Source organism: Streptomyces sp. NPDC058239, from assembly GCF_042882185.1.
In the GTDB taxonomy this organism is placed as follows: Bacteria; Actinomycetota; Actinomycetes; order Streptomycetales; family Streptomycetaceae; genus Streptomyces.
The window spans coordinates 158008-176762 of record NZ_JBHVWS010000001.1; the positions used below are offsets into that span (position 1 = coordinate 158008).

General features: G+C 70.2%; 13 protein-coding genes and 2 pseudogenes. 5 read left to right on the forward strand and 10 right to left on the reverse strand.

Going from position 1 to position 18755, the window contains the following annotated elements:
• Position 1: 1 nt before the first annotated feature.
• From dgoD to ACFVYE_RS00810, 8 genes are all read right to left on the reverse strand, one after another.
• On the reverse strand, positions 2–1147 hold the full coding sequence (gene dgoD, locus ACFVYE_RS00775) for a galactonate dehydratase (protein WP_383972208.1): 1146 nt from the start codon (positions 1145–1147) through the stop codon (positions 2–4).
• Positions 1144–1887: a FadR/GntR family transcriptional regulator gene (locus tag ACFVYE_RS00780; protein WP_327248583.1), complete on the reverse strand. Its 744-nt coding sequence runs from the start codon at positions 1885–1887 to the stop codon at positions 1144–1146. Before ACFVYE_RS00780 ends, dgoD begins: the two co-directional genes overlap by 4 nt.
• 40 nt (positions 1888–1927) lie before the next feature.
• A complete protein-coding gene (locus tag ACFVYE_RS00785; RefSeq protein WP_383972213.1) occupies positions 1928–2686 on the reverse strand; it encodes an SDR family NAD(P)-dependent oxidoreductase in 759 nt (252 codons plus the stop codon).
• A 106-nt stretch (positions 2687–2792) separates the two neighbouring features.
• The gene (locus ACFVYE_RS00790; RefSeq protein ID WP_389603440.1) at positions 2793–4895 is read right to left on the reverse strand and encodes an alpha-galactosidase; all 2103 of its coding nucleotides are present in this window, start codon (positions 4893–4895) and stop codon (positions 2793–2795) included.
• On the reverse strand, positions 4892–5785 hold the full coding sequence (locus tag ACFVYE_RS00795; protein WP_389603442.1) for a carbohydrate ABC transporter permease: 894 nt from the start codon (positions 5783–5785) through the stop codon (positions 4892–4894). The genes ACFVYE_RS00790 and ACFVYE_RS00795 overlap by 4 nt, the downstream gene beginning before the upstream one ends.
• Positions 5782–6720, reverse strand: a complete 939-nt coding sequence (locus ACFVYE_RS00800) for a carbohydrate ABC transporter permease (protein WP_389603444.1) — start codon at positions 6718–6720, stop codon at positions 5782–5784. The genes ACFVYE_RS00795 and ACFVYE_RS00800 overlap by 4 nt, the downstream gene beginning before the upstream one ends.
• A 1-nt stretch (position 6721) precedes the next feature.
• Positions 6722–8011 carry an ABC transporter substrate-binding protein gene (locus ACFVYE_RS00805; protein ID WP_389603446.1) on the reverse strand — a complete coding sequence of 430 codons (1290 nt, stop codon included), beginning with the start codon at positions 8009–8011 and terminating at the stop codon, positions 6722–6724.
• A 158-nt stretch (positions 8012–8169) separates the two neighbouring features.
• Positions 8170–10281 (reverse strand): glycoside hydrolase family 27 protein, encoded by a 2112-nt coding sequence (locus ACFVYE_RS00810; protein WP_389603448.1) that lies wholly within the window; start codon positions 10279–10281, stop codon positions 8170–8172.
• Positions 10282–10802: 521 nt separating this feature from the next.
• Between ACFVYE_RS00810 and ACFVYE_RS00815 the strand changes: the two genes are divergently transcribed.
• From ACFVYE_RS00815 to ACFVYE_RS00835, 5 genes and pseudogenes are all read left to right on the forward strand, one after another.
• Positions 10803–11978 carry an ROK family protein gene (locus ACFVYE_RS00815; RefSeq protein WP_383972219.1) on the forward strand — a complete coding sequence of 392 codons (1176 nt, stop codon included), beginning with the start codon at positions 10803–10805 and terminating at the stop codon, positions 11976–11978.
• 162 nt (positions 11979–12140) lie between these two features.
• Positions 12141–12473 (forward strand): annotated as a pseudogene (locus ACFVYE_RS00820) (ABC transporter permease subunit); the annotation flags it as partial.
• Positions 12474–12557: 84 nt separating this feature from the next.
• Complete coding sequence (locus tag ACFVYE_RS00825) at positions 12558–14393, forward strand: alpha-galactosidase D (protein ID WP_383972222.1); 1836 nt, start codon at positions 12558–12560, stop codon at positions 14391–14393.
• 138 nt (positions 14394–14531) lie between these two features.
• The gene (locus ACFVYE_RS00830) at positions 14532–16958 is read left to right on the forward strand and encodes a glycoside hydrolase N-terminal domain-containing protein (protein ID WP_389603450.1); all 2427 of its coding nucleotides are present in this window, start codon (positions 14532–14534) and stop codon (positions 16956–16958) included.
• Positions 16959–17019: 61 nt separating this feature from the next.
• Positions 17020–17163: pseudogene (locus ACFVYE_RS00835) on the forward strand (SGNH/GDSL hydrolase family protein); the annotation flags it as partial.
• Between the two features lie 89 nt (positions 17164–17252).
• On the opposite strand, the gene ACFVYE_RS00840 reads toward ACFVYE_RS00835, so the two are convergent.
• Positions 17253–17609, reverse strand: a complete 357-nt coding sequence (locus tag ACFVYE_RS00840; protein WP_383972231.1) for a hypothetical protein — start codon at positions 17607–17609, stop codon at positions 17253–17255.
• Between the two features lie 98 nt (positions 17610–17707).
• Positions 17708–18661: a heme o synthase gene (locus ACFVYE_RS00845; RefSeq protein WP_383971879.1), complete on the reverse strand. Its 954-nt coding sequence runs from the start codon at positions 18659–18661 to the stop codon at positions 17708–17710.
• Between the last annotated feature and the right edge of the window lie 94 nt (positions 18662–18755).

The following is an 18755-nucleotide window of genomic DNA, read 5'->3' on the forward strand; positions in this document are numbered from 1 at the left end:
CTCACCACTCGGCGAAGGCGCCGTCGTCGTGCCGCCACACCGGATTGCGCCAGGCGTGTCCGGCGCGGTCGGCCGCGCGGACGGCGTTCTCGTCGACGGTGATGCCGAGCCCCGGCAGGTCCGTCCGCCGGGCCTGTCCGTCGTCGAAGCGGAACGGTTCGGTGTCGACGACGTACGAGAGCAGGTCGGCGTCCTTGTTGTAGTGAATGCCCCGGCTCTGCTCCTGGATGAGGAAGTTCGGGGTGGCGAAGGCGATCTGGAGGCTGGCCGCGAGGGCGATGGGGCCGAGCGGACAGTGCGGGGCGAGCTGTGCCCCGTAGGTCTCGGCGAGCGAGCCGATGCGGTGGACCTCGGAGATGCCCCCGGCGTGCGAGAGATCCGGCTGGGCGACCGCGATCCCGGCCGTCAGGGCGGGCAGGAACTCGGCGCGCCCGTAGAGCCGTTCGCCGGTGGCTATGGGGACGGCGGTGGCTCCGACGAGGGCGGGCAGCAGATGCCCCTGCTCGGGCAGGAGGGGTTCCTCCACGAACAGCGGGTGCAGCGGCTCGATGGCGTGCAGCACCCGGCGGGCCCCGGCAGGACCGAATCTTCCGTGCATGTCGATGGCGACATCGCGGCCGGGACCGAGCACCTCGCGGGCGGCGGCCACCCGTTCGACGACGGCGGCGGTCTCGGCGGGGGTGGCCAGCGGTGAGGTGCGGCCCGCCGCGTTCATCTTGACGGCGGTGAAGCCGGCCTCGACCTGGGCGGTGATCTCCTCGGCGAGCCGGGCGGGTTCGTCGCCGCCCACCCAGGCGTAGACCCGGACCCGGTCGCGCACGGGGCCGCCGAGCAGCGCGTGCACGGGGGCGCCGTAGGCCTTTCCTGCGATGTCCCACAGGGCCTGGTCGATTCCGGCGACGGCGCTGGAGAGTATCGGGCCGCCCCGGTAGAAGCCGCCCTTGCTGAGCACCTGCCAGTGGTCCTGGATGCGCAGCGGGTCCTGTCCGATCAGATATTCGGCGAGGACGTCGACGGCGGCCCGGACCACCTCGGCCCGGCCCTCGACCACGGGTTCGCCCCAGCCGACGACTCCTTCGTCGGTCTCGATCCGGCAGAACAGCCAGCGGGGCGGGACGAGAAAGGTCTCGATGCGTGTGATCTTCACCGGGTCCCGGTCCCCTCGTCGGTGGCCGCGCCGGTGCCGTGGACCCGGTCGAGGTCGCGTACGGCCTGGTCGAGCAGGGCACGCATGGCGCGTTCAGCGGCGGCCGGGTCCTGCGCCCGCACGGCGTCCAGGACGGCACGGTGACTGGGTACGGGGTCCTCGCCGTGCAGCGAGCTGTGCACGATCTCGTCGCGGTGCGCGAGGCCGGACTCGATGACCATCTCCATGCGTTCCAGCAGTTCGTTGTGGGTGGCCGCGAGGAGCGCGCGGTGGAAGGCGAGGTCCGCCTCGACCGCGTGGGCCGCGCCGCCCTCCTGCTCGCCCATCGCGGTGAGGGCCGCTTCGAGTGCGTCGAGGTCGGTGTCGGTGCGGCGTTCGGCGGCCAGCCGGACGGCGGCCGGCTCGATGATGCCGCGGACCTCGCCGAGGTTGCGCAGCAGCGCCAGGTCGGCGCCGGATTCGGGGCCGCCCGCGAACTGCCAGCGCAGCACGTCCGCATCGAGCAGATTCCAGTCGGAGCGGGCTCTGACGAAGGTGCCGCGCTTCTGGCGCGCGTCGACCATCCCCTTGGCCGCGAGGACCTTCAGGGACTCCCGCAGGGCGGTCAGGCTGACGTCAAGTTCGCCCTGGAGCGCCACGAGGTCGAGTGTCGCCCCTTCGGGGATCTCGCCGCTCAGGACCCGGCGCGCAAGAGTCTCCACGGTCTGGCCGTGCACTCCGCGGCGCGCGTATGGCGTCATGTCTGTGTGCCTTTCTGCTGTGCGATGGGTACGGCGGCGCTCAGGCCGAAGCCTTGACGACGGACCAGCCGCCGTCCACGACCAGGCTCGTTCCGGTGATGTAGGACGCTTCGTCGGCGGCGAGGAACGCGATGGCCGCCGCCGCCTCCTGCGGGGTGCCGAACCGGCCCGCGGCGGTCTCGGTGACGCTCTTTCGGCGGTCCTCCTCCGCGACCCGGTCCCAGGCCGCGGTGAGGATGGGTCCGGGCAGCACGGCATTGACCCGCACCTCGGGTCCGTACTCCACCGCGAGCTGTCCGCACAGGGAGAGCAGCGCGCCCTTGGACGCCGCGTAGGCGGGGTGTCCGGGGATGCCCTTGTGGGCGTGGACCGAGGAGGTCAGCACCGCGGCGCCGCGGTGTTCGCGCAGGTCGCGCAGGACCGCCCGGAAGCCGAGGAAGCTTCCGGTGAGGTTCACCGCGAGCTGGCGCTCCCAGGAGGCGACGGTCATCTCGTGGGCGGGGGTGACGTCGACCGTGTAGGCGTTGCTCACCAGGACGCCGACGGGTCCGAAGGTGTGCGCCGCGGCCACGGCCCGCTGCCAGTCGGCCTCGTCGGAGACGTCCGTACGGACGAAGAGGGCCCGGCCGCCCCCGGCGCGGATGCCCTCGGCGACGCTCTCGCCGGGGCCTTCCGCGATGTCCGCGAGGATCACCGCGGCGCCCTCCGCGGCGAGCCGTTCGGCGGTGGCCGCGCCGATGCCCGAGGCGGCTCCGGTGACGACGGCCACCTTGTCTGCGAAGCGGGGGTTCTGGTTCATGGGGCGGGTCGACTCCTCGGGGTTCCTACGTGTTGCCGGCTTGTCGGCGACTCTAGTGACGGCATGTCAGGCGGGTGGCCACTGAACGGTGACCACTGGTCCGTGGCTACTGCCTGATCAGGACGACGAGTTCAGCGTCGTACTGCGCGGTCCAGGCGAACGGCAGTCCGTAGTGCAGCAGATGGGCGCCGCTGTGGACGGCCTCGGTCCGCTGATCGGTGTAGCGGGCGGCCGGGTCCAGGCCGCGCAGCCGCAGCCGGGCGGCACGGCCGGGGACGAGCGGCGCCCCGTCCAGACGTCCGGTGTTCCAGGCGGTGACGGCGATGCGTGTGCCGCCCTCCTCCTCGTACTGGATGCCGCAGGTGGCGTCGGCCGGGGTGCCCAGCAGCCGGACCTCGCCGTGGTGGAGGAGGTCGCGGATCTCCTTGTAGCGGCTCACCCACCCGGCCGCTTCGGTGCGCTGTCCGGCGGACCAGGTGCGGATGTCGGCGCCGATGCCCAGGACCCCGGCCATGGCGGTGACGAAGCGGAAGCCGAGGGAGCGGGGCCGGGGGTCGAAGACGCCGGGCGAGTCGGTGACCCAGGAGCTCATGGTGTGCGGGGCGTGTGCGTGCAGATAGCCGTACTGGATGGCGAGGCGGTCCAGCGGGGCGGTGTTGTCGCTGGGCCACACCACGTCCGTACGGGCGAGGGTGGCGTGTTCGATGCGGCCGCCGCCCCCGGCACAGCCCTCGACGGTGACGTGCGGATGGCGGTCGCGCAGATGGTCGAGCACGCGCAGGTATCCGGCGACGTGGGCGGCGTCCAGGTCCTGTTCCTCGACGGGGCCGCCGCCCGGCCGGCCGCGTTCGGTGGGCGGGCGGTTCATGTCCCACTTGAGGTAGCTGACGGCGTGGTCGCCGAGGAGCCGGTCGAGGGTGGCGATGACGAAGTCCTGGACGTCCGCGCGGCCGAGGTCGAGGAGCAGCTGCTCGCGCACCAGCGTGGCGGGGCGGCCGTCGATCCGGTAGACCCACTCCGGGTGTTCGGCGTACAGCCGGGACGCCGGGCTGATCGCCTCGGGTTCGACCCACAGGCCGAAGTCCATGCCGGTGGCGCGGACCTCGTCGATGAAGTGGTCGAAGCCGTCGGGGAAGTTCGCCGGGTCGGGGTGCCAGTCGCCGAGGCCGCCGGTCTCGTCGTGCCGGCCGGTGAACCAGCCGTCGTCGACGACGAAGAGCTCGGCGCCCATGTCCGCCGCGATCCGGGCGAGTTCGAGCTGGCCGGCGGCGTCGACGTCGAAGCCGGTCGCCTCCCAGGAGTTGTAGAGGACCTTGCGGGTCCGGTTCATCCGCTCGCCGCTGAGCCGGCGCTCGAAGCGGTGCCAGACCCGGGCCAGGCCGTCGAGGCCCTCCGGGCTGAACGCGCAGGCCAGCCGGGGGGTGGTGAGGGTGGTGCCGGGGGCGAGCCGGACGGCGCCCTCGTGGGGCACCCGGCCGGCCGCGACCCGTACCGCGCCGCCCGGTTCGGCATCAACTGTCAGGTGCCAGTTGCCCGACCACTCCAGTGCGACGCCGTACGTCGGGGTGTCGCCCCCGTCCGGGGCTGCGGCGTCCTGGACGGCGAGCCAGGGCGCGTAGGCGTGGCCGGGGACGCCCTGCGTGGAGGCCATCTCGAAGCGGCCACGGGTGAGTTCGAGCTGGGTGCGGGTGAATTCCTGGGACCACTGGCCGGTGAGGTAGGTGAGCCGGGCGCCGTCCGTGACGGGGACGGTGACGGCCGCGGAGTCGATGCGTTCCAGCCGCAGTTCCTCCTCGCCGGTGCAGCTCAGCTCCGTCCAGCGCAGGATCACATCGGTGCCGGGCACGGTCTCGTAGCAGAGGACCGCGCGCAGTCCCTGCGACTCGTCGGTGAAGTCGAGGCGGAGCGCCCGGTCGCCGTCCCGGGTGGCGGAGTCGAAGGTCCACCAGGTGCCGCGCTCCTGCCCCGGGCGCCGGGCGACGAGTTCGGCGCCGGTGAAGGGGCGCAGCCCGTACGGGAGGTACTCGGCGGGGGCGGCGTCGGCGGGGGTGATGAAGTGGGTGCGGTGCGGCCGGTCGAAGGGGGACTCGCCCGTCTCGACGCCGTGCGGACCCCAGGCGACGAGTTCGGCCCAGCGGCCCCCGCCCGCGATCCGTACCGCGTAGGTGGTGTTCTCGGTGCGCAACAGCCACCGGTCGTGCGGGCTCACTTCACTGCTCCCAGATTGAGTCCGGCCACGAAGTGGCGCTGGAATTTGAGGAATACGACGACGGTCGGGGCCGCGGCGATGACGGAACCGGCCGCGATGACGTTCCACATGGAGACGTACTGGCCCTGGAGTCCGATGAGCGAGGCGGTGATGGGCATCTGGCTGTCGGTGCGCAGCACGGTGATGGCCCACAGCAGATCGTTGAAGATCCAGGTGAACGACAGGGCGCTGAGCGCGGCCATGGCCGGCTTGGCGAGCGGCAGGATGATCCGGGTGTAGATCTGCCAGGGTCCGGCGCCGTCGATGACCGCGGCCTGCTGGATCTCCGGCGGGATGGACCGCATGAAGCCGTGCAGCACGAAGACGTAGAAGCCGATACCGAAGCCGACCTGGACGCCGATGAGGGCGTACAGCGAGTCGTACAGGCCCAGCAGCTCACTGAGTTTGGAGACGGGGACCAGCAGGATCTGCGGGGGCAGCAGGTTCCCGCCGAGCATCAGCAGCAGGAGGGTACGGCGCAGCGGTACGTCGTAGCGGCTGAGCGCGAAGGCGGCCGTCGAGGCGAGCAGCAGCGACAGCAGCACCGTCGGCACGGTGACCAGGAGGCTGTTGATCAGGGCGCGCTGCTGTCCGCCGTCGACCCAGGCCTGGCGGAAGCCGTCCAGGGTGAAGGAGTGCGGCAGGCTGCCGACTCCGTGGGCGGCGACGTCGTCGAAGGACCGGACGCTGGTGACCAGGACCAGCGCGATGGGCAGCAGCCACAGCGCGGAGAGCAGTCCGGCGCCGATGTGGAATCCGGCGGTGCCCCAGATCCGGCGTCGTTCGCGCGGCACGGCCGGGGCGGTGTCCTGCGGATCCGTGCGCGGCGTCGGGGCGTGGGCGGCGGTCATGCGTCGGCCTCCCGGAAGGCGCGGACGAGGTAGGACGCGATCACGCCGAAGGCGAGTACGAAGATCACGACCGCGAGGGCGGAGCCGTAGCCCAGTCGCAGCGACTGGAAGGCGGTGGAGTACATGTAGGTGCTGAGGAGTTCGGAGGAGTGGTACGGGCCGCCGCGGGTGAGCGCCCACACGACGTCGAAGGAGCGCAGCGAGTCGATGACGATCACCGACAGGACGACGGCGTTGACACTGCTGAGCTGCGGCAGGGTGATGTGGCGGAACTGCTGCAGGCGGGTGGCGCCGTCCACCTTCGCCGCTTCGTAGAGCACCGGGTCGATGCCCTTGAGGCCGGCCAGGTACAGCACCATCACATAGCCGATCTGGCGCCACAGCGCGGGCACGATCACGGCGTACAGGGCGGTGTCCTGGTCGGCGAGCCAGGCGTGGGTGAGGCCGGAGAGCCCGACCGCTTCGAGGGTCTTGTTGATCAGCCCGTCCGGCTGGTACATCGCCTGCCAGACCAGCGCGGTGGCGACGAGCGAGAACACCACGGGCAGGAAGAGCGCGGCCCGGTAGAAGCCGACGCCCCGGCGCTCCTGCTGGAGCAGGAGCGCCGCGCCGAGGCCGAGGGCGGCCGAGAGACCCCCGAAGAGGAGCAGCCAGATGACGGTGTCCAGGGCGGCGGTCCGGAAGACGGCGTCGCCGAACATCTCGCGGAAGTTGGCCAGTCCGACGAACTCCGGGGCGGAGACCCCGTCCCACTTGGTGAACGAGAGGTAGAAGCCCTGGAGCGCCGGCCAGAACACCCAGAACGCCTCGGCGAGCAGCGGCACCAGGACGAATGCCAGGACGACGGGCGGGACCCGGGTCGCCCGCTTGCGGGCCGGAGGCCGGCCCGCGGTGTGCTCCCGGGTCTCCTTCCGTGCTGCGGTGAGTACCGCCATGTCACTGGCTCCAGATCTTCTGCGCGTCCCGCTGCCAGGTGGTGAGGATCGAACCGATCTCCTTGGGCTTGGCCAGGAAGCGGGTGAGTGCGGTGTCGGCAGTGGGGGCGAGGGCGTCGCTGGAGTCGCGGTTGAAGAACTGCGTGACGTCCGCGGCGCTCTCGATCAGCTTGCGGCCCTTGATGACCAGCGGGGTTCCGCTGTCCTTCGCGTCCGGGTGGGTGGGCAGCGAGGTGCCGGAGGAGCCCTTGAGGTAGATCTCCTGGGCCTCGGCGCCGGCGAGGTAGCGCAGCAGTTCCTTGGTCTCGTCCTTGCGGCCGGTCCGGGCGCTGGCGAAGTAGCCGTCGGTCGGGGCCTCTTCGGCGAGCGGTACCTTCGGGTCGATGACGGGGAACCGGAAGAAGTCGATGTCGCCGAGCTGGTCCTTGGGGGCGGCGTCGGCGAAGAAGGTGCCGATGAGCATCATGCCGGTGCGGCCCTGGAGCAGTGCGGTGGTCGCGTCCTGGAAGGGCAGCGCGGTCCCGTTGGGGTCGAAGTAGGGCAGTGCCTCGCTCCACCGGTCGAAGACCTTGCGGACCTCGGGGTCGTCGAAGCGGTGCTTTCCGGCCAGCAGGTCGCGGTGGTAGGCGGCCCCGTTGATGCGGATGTTGAGGTAGTCGAACCAGGAGGAGGCCACCCAGGGGGTGTTGCCGCCTGCGCCGAGGCCGATCGGGGCGACGCCCTTGCTCTTGAGCTTGTCGCACAGGTCGAGGAACTCGTCCCAGGTGCTGGGCTCCTTGACGCCCCACTTGGCGAAGTTGGACTTGCGGTAGAAGACGCCCCACCAGTAGTAGGTGGTCGGGACGAAGACCTTCTTGCCCGCGGAGTCGGTGCACAGCTTCTTCAGCGCGTCCGAGTAGCCGGCGAGCTCGGGCTTCTCCCAGATGTCGCTGACGTCGAGCAGCAGGTTCTTCTTGGCGTACGACTCCGCCACCGATCCCGGGTACCAGGTGTAGAGGTCCGGCGGGTTGGCCGAGGTGAGGTAGGTCGGCAGCTGCGTACGGAAGGTCTCCGAGGCGACGGTGTTGAGCGAGCCGCGTGCTCCGCCCCGCTTGTTGAAGGCGTCGATCACCTCCTGCATCGCCGACTTGGCCTGCGGTGAGGAGAGGTTGGACTGCAGGGTGACCGCTCCGCCCGAACTCCCCTTTCCGCCGCTCGACGACGAGGCCACGCAGCCGCTGGTCAACGCGGCGGCGCCGACGGCCGCGGCACCGGCGAGGAAGGTGCGGCGACTCTGTGCTGTGGTGTTCATGGGTCTCCCTGTGCGCCCACGGAACGGGGCCCGGCCCCCTGACGGCCGGGCCCTCGTCCGGCTGATACAGACTGACGGGGCACTGGGCCACCGTCAAGATTAATTACTAATTTATTTTTTCTTGCTCGGACCGGACCTGCATCAGGCCTCGCCCTCGCTCAGATCGCGCCCTGGCGGACGAGCCCGGCGACACCGCGGAAGGCCGTCAGCACTCCGCCGTCGGTCCCTGCCACGGCGCCCAGTTCCCCGTCGAAGGCCCCGCTGGCGAAGGTGTTCTGCCGGGACCAGTCGCCCCAGCCGCCGACGGTGGCATAAGTGCGCTGCCACAGGGTGTAGTCACCGGAGCGGGCATAGAGCCGCACCTGGTCCCCGGTGGCGACGAGCGTGGGGCTGCCGCTCACGGTGCCGCCCAGCGAGGTCCAGTCCGACCAGGTTCCGGACGCCTCCCGCACCCGGGTGCGCACCGAGTCGTCGTCGGTGCGGACAGCCAGATGCGTACGCCCCGCCGCATCGGTGACGGCCGAGGGCCGCCCGTACAGCGCCGAGCCCTCCGGGCCCTGGAACGCGGTCCAGCCGGTCGCGGCCCCGCGGGTGTGGATCCGCCCGTCCGTGCCCCGGGCGAAGAGGGTCCAGTGACCCGAGCTGTCGTAAGCGGCGGCCGGGGTGTCGGCGAGCGCGCCGCCGAGCTTCTGCCACCGGCCCCAGCGGCCGTCGGCGTAGGAGATCCGGTAGGCGGCGTCATCCGTGCCCCGGGCGAAGACGTCGATCCGGCCGGGCCCGGCCGAGTACGCGGCGGGCGCCCCCACGATCCTGCCGTGCGTCGGCCCGCCGAGGACGGTGGTCCCCGCGTTCCAGTGCCCGTCGCGCCCGCTGAGCTGCCGCAGCGAACCGTCCGCACCCCGGGTGAACACGCTCAGCCGGTCGCCGTCGCGCACCAGTGCGGGGCTCGCGTCGGACCGGGTGCCCAGCGAGGTGCCCGGGGCCTCGTCCCGGCCGCTCAGCGCGAGGAAGGCGGTGCCGTGCGCGGGCACCTCCACGGTGTACGAACCGGTGTGCGTGCCGCGGCCCTTCCTGGCCCGCAGGTCCCGCACCCCGACCGGGCCGCCCAGTCCGGTGTCGGCGAAGCTCACGGTGCGCTCGGCGGCCCGGTCGGAGCGGTTGAGGAGCACCACCGCCCGCTTGCCGGAGCCCTTCAGCACCTTGCTGTAGACATCGCCGGTGGCGTCGGTCGCGACGCGCACGCCCTGGATCGCCAGGGGGTCCTGGTCGACCGCGATGATCTCCGGGTTGCGCAAGGTGTCGATCATCTGCCTGGGCAGGGTGCGCGGGTCCGAGCCGATGACCAGCGGAGAGCCCATCTCGGCCCACATCACCAGCTGGGTGGTGGACTCCTCGGCGGTCAGCTCGTACGAGCCGTCCGTCAGCTTGCGCATCGGGATCAGGTAGTCGGGGTCGTTGTAGTGGCCCGGCCCCTGCGCCTCCGGGTGCCAGGCGTTGGCGTCCATGCTGCGCAGGATGTTGGGCCACTGACCGGCGGTCGGGGTGCCCCAGGCGATGTCGGTGCCGGTACGCCAGGAGTCACCGGTCGCCGGACCGTACACATAGGCGTTGTGGGCGTCCTGCGCCGGTGTGTGCGGCAGGCCCCAGTCGTCGGTCAGCGGGTTGCAGAGATTGAGCAGCATGCGTCGGCCGGACTTGGCGACGGCATCGCTGAACTCCTTGAACGCGGGCCCCGGATCGGCCTTCTCGGTGATCCCGCAGAGGAAGTCGACCTTGATCGCATCGACCTTCCAGCCGGCGAACTGCTCGGCGTCCTCCCGGTAGTGGCCGCGACTGCCGAGGCCGCACGTCCTGCCGCCGTCGTAGGTCCCGGCGTCGGTGTAGATACCGGCGCGCAGTCCGCGCCGGTGCAGATAGTCCACCAGGGCGGGGATGCCGGAGGGGAACCGGTCCGGGTGCGCGACCAGCCGCCCCTGACCGTCCCGCGGATCGTCGGCCTGCCATCCGCCGTCCAGCCAGACGATGTCGTAACCGCTGCTCTTGAGACCGCTGCCGACCAGGTAGTCGGCGACTCCCCTGACCTGGTCCTCCGTCGGGGCGCCCAGACCGTAGTAGGTGTTCCACCCCATGTACGGGGTCGGCGCGAGGCCGCTGTCGTAGTACGGCGGCGCGCCCTGGGCGGGCCGCTGGTCGGCGTGTGCGGCCGGCGCCGACACGGCGAGCAGTACGGCCGCACCCACGGCGGCCGCGGCGCGCCGGGCAGGCGTCATCCTTGCACCTTGCGAAATCAACTGGTTCTCCCAGGAGTTGGGGATGTCCGGCGTCCGGCCTCCGGAGATCAAGGGGCGGCGCCATGGACAGGACTGTGGCGGTCTCGCCCGACTCCCGTCAATATTTATTACTAATTAAATAAAACTTGATCCCCTCAGGGCATCCGGACCGGATGCGCCGCCACGCCCGCCCAGCCCGGCGCCGGCCCGCGCACGCGGTGACCGGCGACCGGTGACCTTCCATCCGAAGGCGCGGGCGCCGTCGGCGAAGCGCACCCGCAGCGAGGGGGTCCGTACCGCGGTCCGCCGTCGACGGGCGGTTCGTCACCGCGACCGCAGACATCGATCCTCGCGTTCAGGTTGCGCCACGAAGGCAGCGGGCCGCCAACTCCACCTCTGATCAAACGTCAGCTCCACGTCTCAGCATGCGATTTGCATGGATCTCTCATGCGGAGTTGAGATTTCGAAAGAGCCTGCTTCTTTCATTGACAGCAGAAAACAACGCCCTCTACGTTTCGGCCATGCACTCGTCCCCTGGTGCGGAGGCAGTCCCGGTCCCGACTCCGGCCGCTTCCCTGGTCTTCACCACCACGCTCTCGCACGGCCCTCTCACCCGTGCCGAGATCGGCCGTCGGACCGGTCTGTCACCGGCCGCGGTCACCAAGGCCGTACGGCCGCTGATGGCAGCGGGCTATCTCGTCGAGGGGGTGGACGAGGAGGCGCCGCCGTCGCTCGGACGGCCCGCCAACCTCGTACGGGTGGACGGCGGCCGCGCACTGTTCATCGGGGTCAAGGTCACCGGGGACGAGATCATCGCGGTACTGACCGACCTGTGCTGCCGCATCCGGGTCGCCCGGCACGTCCGGATCACCACCCGTGATCCCGGTGCCGTGCTCGCCTCGACCGCCGCACTCGTGCAGGAACTCCTCACGGAGGCCGAAGGGTTCGGGGTGCGGGTGAGCGGCATGGGTCTCGCGGTGTCCGGAGATGTGGACCGCGCCGCCGGAGTGGTCCGCTACTCACCGTTCCTGGACTGGCGCGATGTTCCGCTCGTCGAGCTGGCACAGACCGTGACGGGCCTGCCGGTCACGGTCGACAACGACGTCCGGGCACTGACGGTGGCCGAGCAGTGGTTCGGGGCCGGCGTGGGGGTGCCGGACTTCGCGCTGGTGACCGTCGGCGCGGGCATCGGCTGCGGCCTCGTGGTGCACGGCAGGGTGGTCTCCGGTGCGCACGGGGTGGCCGGCGAGATCGGGCATCTGTCCATCGACCCGCAGGGGCCGCCGTGCCACTGCGGCAACACCGGGTGCGTGGAAGCCATCGCGGGTGACGCCGCGATCATCCGCCGGGTGGCCGAGGTGACCGGGCTGCCGGTCACCGACTCCGCCGAGGCGCTGCGGCTCGCGCACCGGGGCGACCCCGGGGCCCGGGAGGTGTATGCCAGGGCCGGGGAGGCGATCGGCCGCGCCATCGGGGCCGTCGTCAATGTCCTGGGACCCCAGCGGGTGATCATCTCGGGCGAGGGCCTGGCGGCGTACGACCTGTTCGCCGAGCAGATCCGCGACACCTTCGCCGCGGCCGCCTTCGGCACCGCCGCCCAGTGCGACGTGATGACCCGCCCGCTCCCCTTCGAGGTATGGGCGCGCGGGGCCGCGGCCACCGCGATCCAGTCCTTCATCGGTACAGAACACGTATGAGGAGCAGTAATGACGACGCAGAGCCGCACCTCGCCCGCACCGGTCACAGCCGCCGTTGAGTGGTGCGCGGCACGCCCGGAATCGGCGCGGCGGCACCGGCCGCACACCTGCTGACGGCCTGCGGCGGCCCTTCGTCGGCCCCGAGGACGGTGACCTTCGGATCCGAGGGAGACCACGGAGGCGGCGCTGGTCGACGGCGCCCCGCACGGCGCCGGTTCTTCCGGATCGCGCTGCCGCTGTGCCGCCCCGCGTTCGCGGCGCTCGCCACCCTCGAATCGATCCGGATCCACAACGACTTCTCCTCATCGCTCGCCCTGATCGAGACCGGCGACAAGCGCCCGGTCACCTCCGCGCCCGCCAACCTCCAGGGCCAGTACTCACCGATCCCGACCTCATCGCGGTCTGCGCGCTGATGAGCGCGATCTCGACGCTGCTCGTGCATTTCGCGCTCCAGCGCCAGTTCATCAGCGGCCGGCCATCGGCTCGGGCAAGTAGCGAACGGCCCGGCCCGCACCCGGAACACCGCACCACCGCCGAATCCCCTTCCCTTTCGCCGAGAAAGCAAAGAGGTCCCCTCCCATGCGGTCACCCACCCGCCCCGCCGCAAGATCCCTGCGCTCCGCGCTGGTACTCGCAATCACAGCCGGCCTGGCCGTCGCCGTGCCGACGGCGCAGGCCGCACCGTCCACAACCCCCATCATCACCACCGCTGTGGCCGACGCAGCCGGCCCCGTTGAGGACGGCCCGGCCCAGAAGCCGTACATGGGCTGGAGCAGCTGGAGCCTCCAGACCACCTCGTACCCGGGAATCAATCCCGACGGCAACTACAGCTATCTCACCGAAGCCAACGTCAACAAGCAGACGGACGCCCTGGCCTCCAAGCTCAAGAAGTACGGCTACGAGTACATCAACATCGACGCCGGCTGGTGGCGCGGCTGGGACTGGACGCCGGAGTTCGACGCGTACGGGCGCCAGAAGGCCGACAAGGCACGCTTCCCGAGCGGGATGAAGGCGGTCGCCGACCGTATCCACGGCAAGGGCCTCAAGGCCGGCATCTATCTGCCCGTCGGTCTGGAGAAAGAGGGATACGGCGAGGGCAAGCTGCCCATCTGGAACACCGACAACTGCACCACCGGTGACATCGTCTACAGCGATCTGCGGACGACCAACGGCTGGGACAGCTCGTACAAGATCGACTTCTCGAAGCCGTGCGCCCAGAAGTACATCGACTCGCAGGCGCGGCTCATCGCCGACTGGGGCTACGACTTCCTCAAGCTCGACGGCGTGGGTCCGGGGTCCTTCAAGAGCGGCGACAACTACGACAACCGCGCGGACGTCGCGGCCTGGCAGAAGGCCATCAAGAGCACCGGACGGCCCATCCATCTGGAGATCTCCTGGTCGCTCGACATCAACTACGCCAAGGACTGGAAGGCCACGTCCAACGGATGGCGCGTCGACACGGATGTCGAGTGCTACTGCAACACGCTGGTGTCGTGGGAGAACTCCGTCGAGGACCGGTGGCGTGACACCCCCGGGTGGACGCGGTACGCCGGTCCCGGCGGCTGGAACGACCTCGACTCGATCAATGTCGGGAGCGCCGCCATGAGCGGCCTGACCAAGGCCGAGCGGCAGAGTTACATGACCCTGTGGGCGATCGCCAAGTCGCCGCTGTTCAGCGGGGACGACCTCACCCGGATCGACGACTACGGCCTGTCGCTGATGACCAACCGCGACGTGCTGAAGATCAACCAGCAGCCGGGGAAGCCCGCCAAGCCCGTCACCTCGGTCGGTGACGAGCAGGTCTGGGCGTCCGAGAACCCCGACGGCAGCTACACCGTCGCCCTGTTCAACCAGGGTGACTCCGCCTCCCCGGTGACCGCCGACTGGTCGGCCCTCGGCTTCACGGGCCAGGCGTCCGTACGTGACGTGTGGAACAGCGAGAACCTCGGCCGGTACAAGGACGGCATCACCCAGGCCCTGCCGGCCCACGGCTCGCGTCTGTTCACCGTCACCCCGCAGGGTCCCGCGCTGAAGACGACGGCGTACGAGGCGGAGTCCCCGGACAACGTCCTGACCGGTTCCGCGTCCGTCGCCGACTGCGCCGAGTGCTCGGGCACGAAGAAGGTCGGCAACCTGTATCTGGGCGGCACGCTCCAGTTCACGCAGGTCGTCGTCAAGCAGGCCGGCCGCTACCTGATCAACGTCGCCTACACGTCGGGTGATCCGCGGTCGATCGGCGTGTCGGCAAACGGCAAGGCGCCTGTCGCGACAGCCTTCCCGTCCACCGGTGGCTGGGGTGCGGCCGACACGATCAGCGTGCCGGTCACGCTGAAGGCGGGCAGCAACACCGTCACCTTCGACAGCGGTACGGGCTACTCACCCGACATCGACAAGATCGACGTTCCGCTCCGGTAGCCCCGTCGCACAACCGCAGTCGGGGGCGCGTCCCGATCGGCGCGCCCCCGTCCCGTGCTGACCCTGCCCGCGCTCCCGCCCGGATCCCCCGACGCCGTACCGCGTCCTCCACCATGTCCGCAGGAATGGAGTAGTCCCGTGAACGACCAGCATCCGCACACCCCTGCGCAGCCCAGCACCAGCACCAGCCGCCGTCGCGTGCTCTCGCTCGCCGCCGCCGTCGGATCGTTCACCGCTCTCGGCGGCCTCCCCGCCTTCGCCGCCACCGCCCCGCCGAAGCGCCCCACCACGTCCCCGATGCTTGCCGAGGGCCAGGGTTCGACGACGCGGATGTGGTACCGCGCACCGGCCGGCGAGAAGACGATGCTGGAGCGGGCACTGCCGGTCGGCAACGGCCGGCTCGGCGCTCTCGTCGGCAACGACCCCTCGCACGAACTGCTCTTCGTCTCCGACGCCACCATGTGGACCGGCGGGATCAATGACGTACTGGAGCAGGACGGGCAATTCCCGTACGGGCGGGCCGATTTCGGCAGCCTCACCCAGCTGGCGCACGTGACGGTCGACATCCCGGAGCACGATCTCGGCACGGTCAACAGCTACCGCCGCGAGCTCGATCTCGCCCAGGGCCTGGTCACCTCCAGCTACATCCGCTCGGGTGTGTCCTTCGAGCGCCGCGTCTTCGCAAGTCAGCCGGACGACGTGATCGTCGTGCAGTTCTCCCAGCGCGGTGGCGGTCACTACACCGGCACCGTCTCGCTCGACGGCACGCACGACGAGACGACATCGGCGGACGGCGCGCACGACAGCCTTTCTTTCGGCGCCGAGTTCGCCAACGGGCTCCGTTACGGCGCCGCGGTCACCGCGCACAGCATGAGCGGATCGGTCACCACCCAGGGCTCGAAGATCGTCTTCACCCGGTGCGCGGATCTGACGGTCGTGATCAGTGGTGGTACGAACTACTCCCCCGACGCGCAGGCCGGCTACCGGGACCCGGACCTCGACCCGGCCGCACTCGCCAGGACCAAGGTGGGCAACGCCGTACGCCATTCACCCACCACACTGCTGCACACCCATGTGGCCGACTACCGCGACCAGTTCGACGGCATGCAGATCTCGCTGGGCCCTTCCACGGCCGAGCAGCGGGCGCTCGACACCTGGGAGCGGCTGAAGGCACGGACCCAGCAGGACGAGCCCGACCCGGAGTTCGAGGCGCTGTACCTCCAGTTCGGCCGCTATCTGATGATCAGCAGCTCCCGGGGCGGCCTTCCGGTCGCCCTCCAGGGACCGTGGCTGGACGGCAACGACCCGGACTGGATGGGTGATTACCACACCGACATCAACATCCAGATGAACTACTGGATGGCCGACCGCACCGCGCTCTCCCGCAACTTCGGCGCGTTCACCGACTACTGCCTCTCCCAGCTCCCGGTCTGGACGGAACTCACCCAGAGCCTGTTCAACGATCCACGCAACCGGTTCCGCAACTCATCGGGCAAGATCGCCGGCTGGACCGTGGCGTACTCCACGAACATCTACGGCGGCCTGGGCTGGTGGTGGCATCCGTCGGGCAATGCCTGGCTCTGCAACACCCTGTGGGAGCACTACGAGTACACCCAGGACCGGCAGCATCTCGCGAAGATCTACCCGCTCCTCCAGGGCGCCTGCGAGTTCTGGGAGACCCGGCTGCTGACCATGACGGTCACCGACGCGGACACCGGCAAGGAACGTGAGGTCCTCGTCGCCGACAAGGACTGGTCGCCGGAGCACGGCCCCCAGGACGCGAAGGGCATCACCTACGCCCAGGAACTGGTGCGGGACCTCTTCGCGCACTACCGCGAGGCCAGTGCGCTGCTCGGCAGGAACGCCGCGTACAGCAAGACCGTCGCCGGGCTCCAGGAGCGGCTGTACATGCCCGAGGTCAGCCCGAAGACCGGCTGGCTCCAGGAGTGGATGTCCCCGGACAACCTCGGCGAGACCACTCACCGCCACCTCTCCCCGCTGGTGGGCCTGTTCCCGGGCGACCGTATCCGCCCCGACGCCTCGCCCGCGGCGCTGGTGAAGGGCGCGACCGAACTCCTCATCGCGCGTGGGATGGAGAACTTCGGCTGGGCGAACGCCTGGCGGTCCCTGTGCTGGGCGCGACTGAAGCACGCGGAGAACGCGTATCAGCTGGTGGTCACCAATCTGCGGCCGTCCGTCGACGGCAGCAACGGCAGCGCGATGAATCTGTTCGACATCTACGAGACCGGGAAAGGCCGCGGGATCTTCCAGATCGAGTCCAACTTCGGTACTCCCGCCGCCATGATCGAGATGCTGCTCTACTCGCGCCCCGGGCACATCGAACTGCTCCCCGCGCTGCCCGCCGCCTGGGCGCGCTCCGGCTCGGTCACCGGCATCGGGGCGCGCGGCGGTTTCGTCGTCGACCTGAGCTGGCGCGACGGCAGGGTCCGCGAGGCCACCGTCCGCAGTGTCGGCGGGCGCAGGACGACGGTGAGGGCGGGCGGCATCTCGCACGACGTCGACCTCCGCTCCGGGGAATCCGTCACGCTGCGGAACTTCCGGTGAGCGGCGCAGCGCACCGCACCGCGCCGTGATCGCGGTCGTGGCCCTCGCCGCCGCGGTTGAGGTACTGCGCAGTCCGTACGACCCGGAGCGGATCCTGCCGACGTTCGACGGGGGCGACCATCTGCACCCGAGCGACAAGGGGATGCAGGCGCCGGCGGACCCGGTCCGGCTCGGTGGTCCGGAGTGCCACCGCACCGGCGGGTGAGCCGGTACGGGGCCGAAGGGCGGCACGACAGCATCGAGGCCGGTCGGACAGTTGTCCGACCGGCCTCGGTCCGTTCCGCCCGCTCGGGCTCAGCCCTTGTCGGACGGGCCGCCGATCTGGATGCCGGCCATCCGGGTCCACTCGTACGGGCCGGTGTGGACCTTCGCGGCGAACTCCCCGTCGAAGGACTCGTGCATCGTGATCCCGGCCTTCCGAGTGGCGCTCTCGGCGATCGCGTACGACGGGGCGACCAGATCGCCCCAGCCGCCGTCCTCGCCCACGAGAACGATGCGGGTGCCCATCTGCCCGATGTAGGCGAGCTGTCCCTCCGCACCGCCGTGTGCCTTGGAGAAGGCGCCGATCTGCTTGGCGAGCTTCGCCGCCCTGCGCTCCGCGCGGGCCGCCTGCTTGCCGCTCTCCACCTGGGTCTCTGCCGTCTCTGCCATGCTCAAGATGCTACCGACGGGTAGATCAACGTGCGACGGGCGGGACACGTGGCATGGGCCACGTGCCCCGCCCGTCGGCAGGAATCGAGGGAGCGGGACTACCTGAGGAAGGGGTCGACCGCCACGGCGACGAAGAGCAGCGAGACATAGGTGATCGACCAGTGGAACAGCCGCATCTCCTTGAGCTTCCCGCCGGTCACCCCGGCCTTGGCCCGGTTGAGCAGGCCGTGCGCCTCCCAGAGCCAGAACCCACCGGTCAGCAGTGCCACCGCCGTGTAGAACCAGCCGGTGTAACCGAGCGGGGTGAGCAACAGCGAGACCGCCACCATCACCCAGCTGTAGACGACGATCTGGCGTGCCACCACCCGGTTGGAGGCAATGACCGGGAGCATCGGGACACCGACCCGGGCGTAGTCGTCCTTCACCTTCATCGACAGCGGCCAGTAGTGCGGCGGCGTCCAGAAGAAGATGACGGCGAAGAGGATGACCGCGGCCCAGGACATCGAGTCGGTCACGGCTGACCAGCCGATGAGGACCGGCATGCAGCCCGCGATGCCGCCCCAGACGATGTTCTGCGAGGTGCGGCGCTTCAGCAGCATCGTGTAGACGACGACGTAGAAGAGCAGCGCACCGAGCGACAGCGCCGCCGACAGCCAGTTGACCAGCAGTCCGAACCAGACCGTGGAGATCACCGCGAGGGCGATGCCGAAGGCCAGGCACTCACGCGGGCTCACCATTCCGGTGACCAGCGGACGCTGCGACGTACGGTCCATCAACGCGTCGATGTCGCGGTCGATGTACATGTTCAGCGCGTTGGCACCGCCCGCGGAGAGATATCCGCCGATGGTGGTAGTGAGAACGAGCCACAGATCGGGTACACCCTGAGCGGCCAGGAACATCACCGGAACAGTGGTGATGAGCAGCAGCTCGATGATCCGGGGCTTGGTCAGTGCCACGAATGCCTTGACACGGGCCCCGAACGGGCGATGGCCCCTTGGGCTGGGAGTCAAGGCGACCCCTGCGGGTCGGGACTCGACGGCCGTCACGCACACCCCTGACAGAGAAATCCCAGCAAGCTCCGGGCGTGAAGGCCCGGTAAAGACTTGCGCGAACCAGACCACTGTAGACGTTGGGGACAGGCCGCCC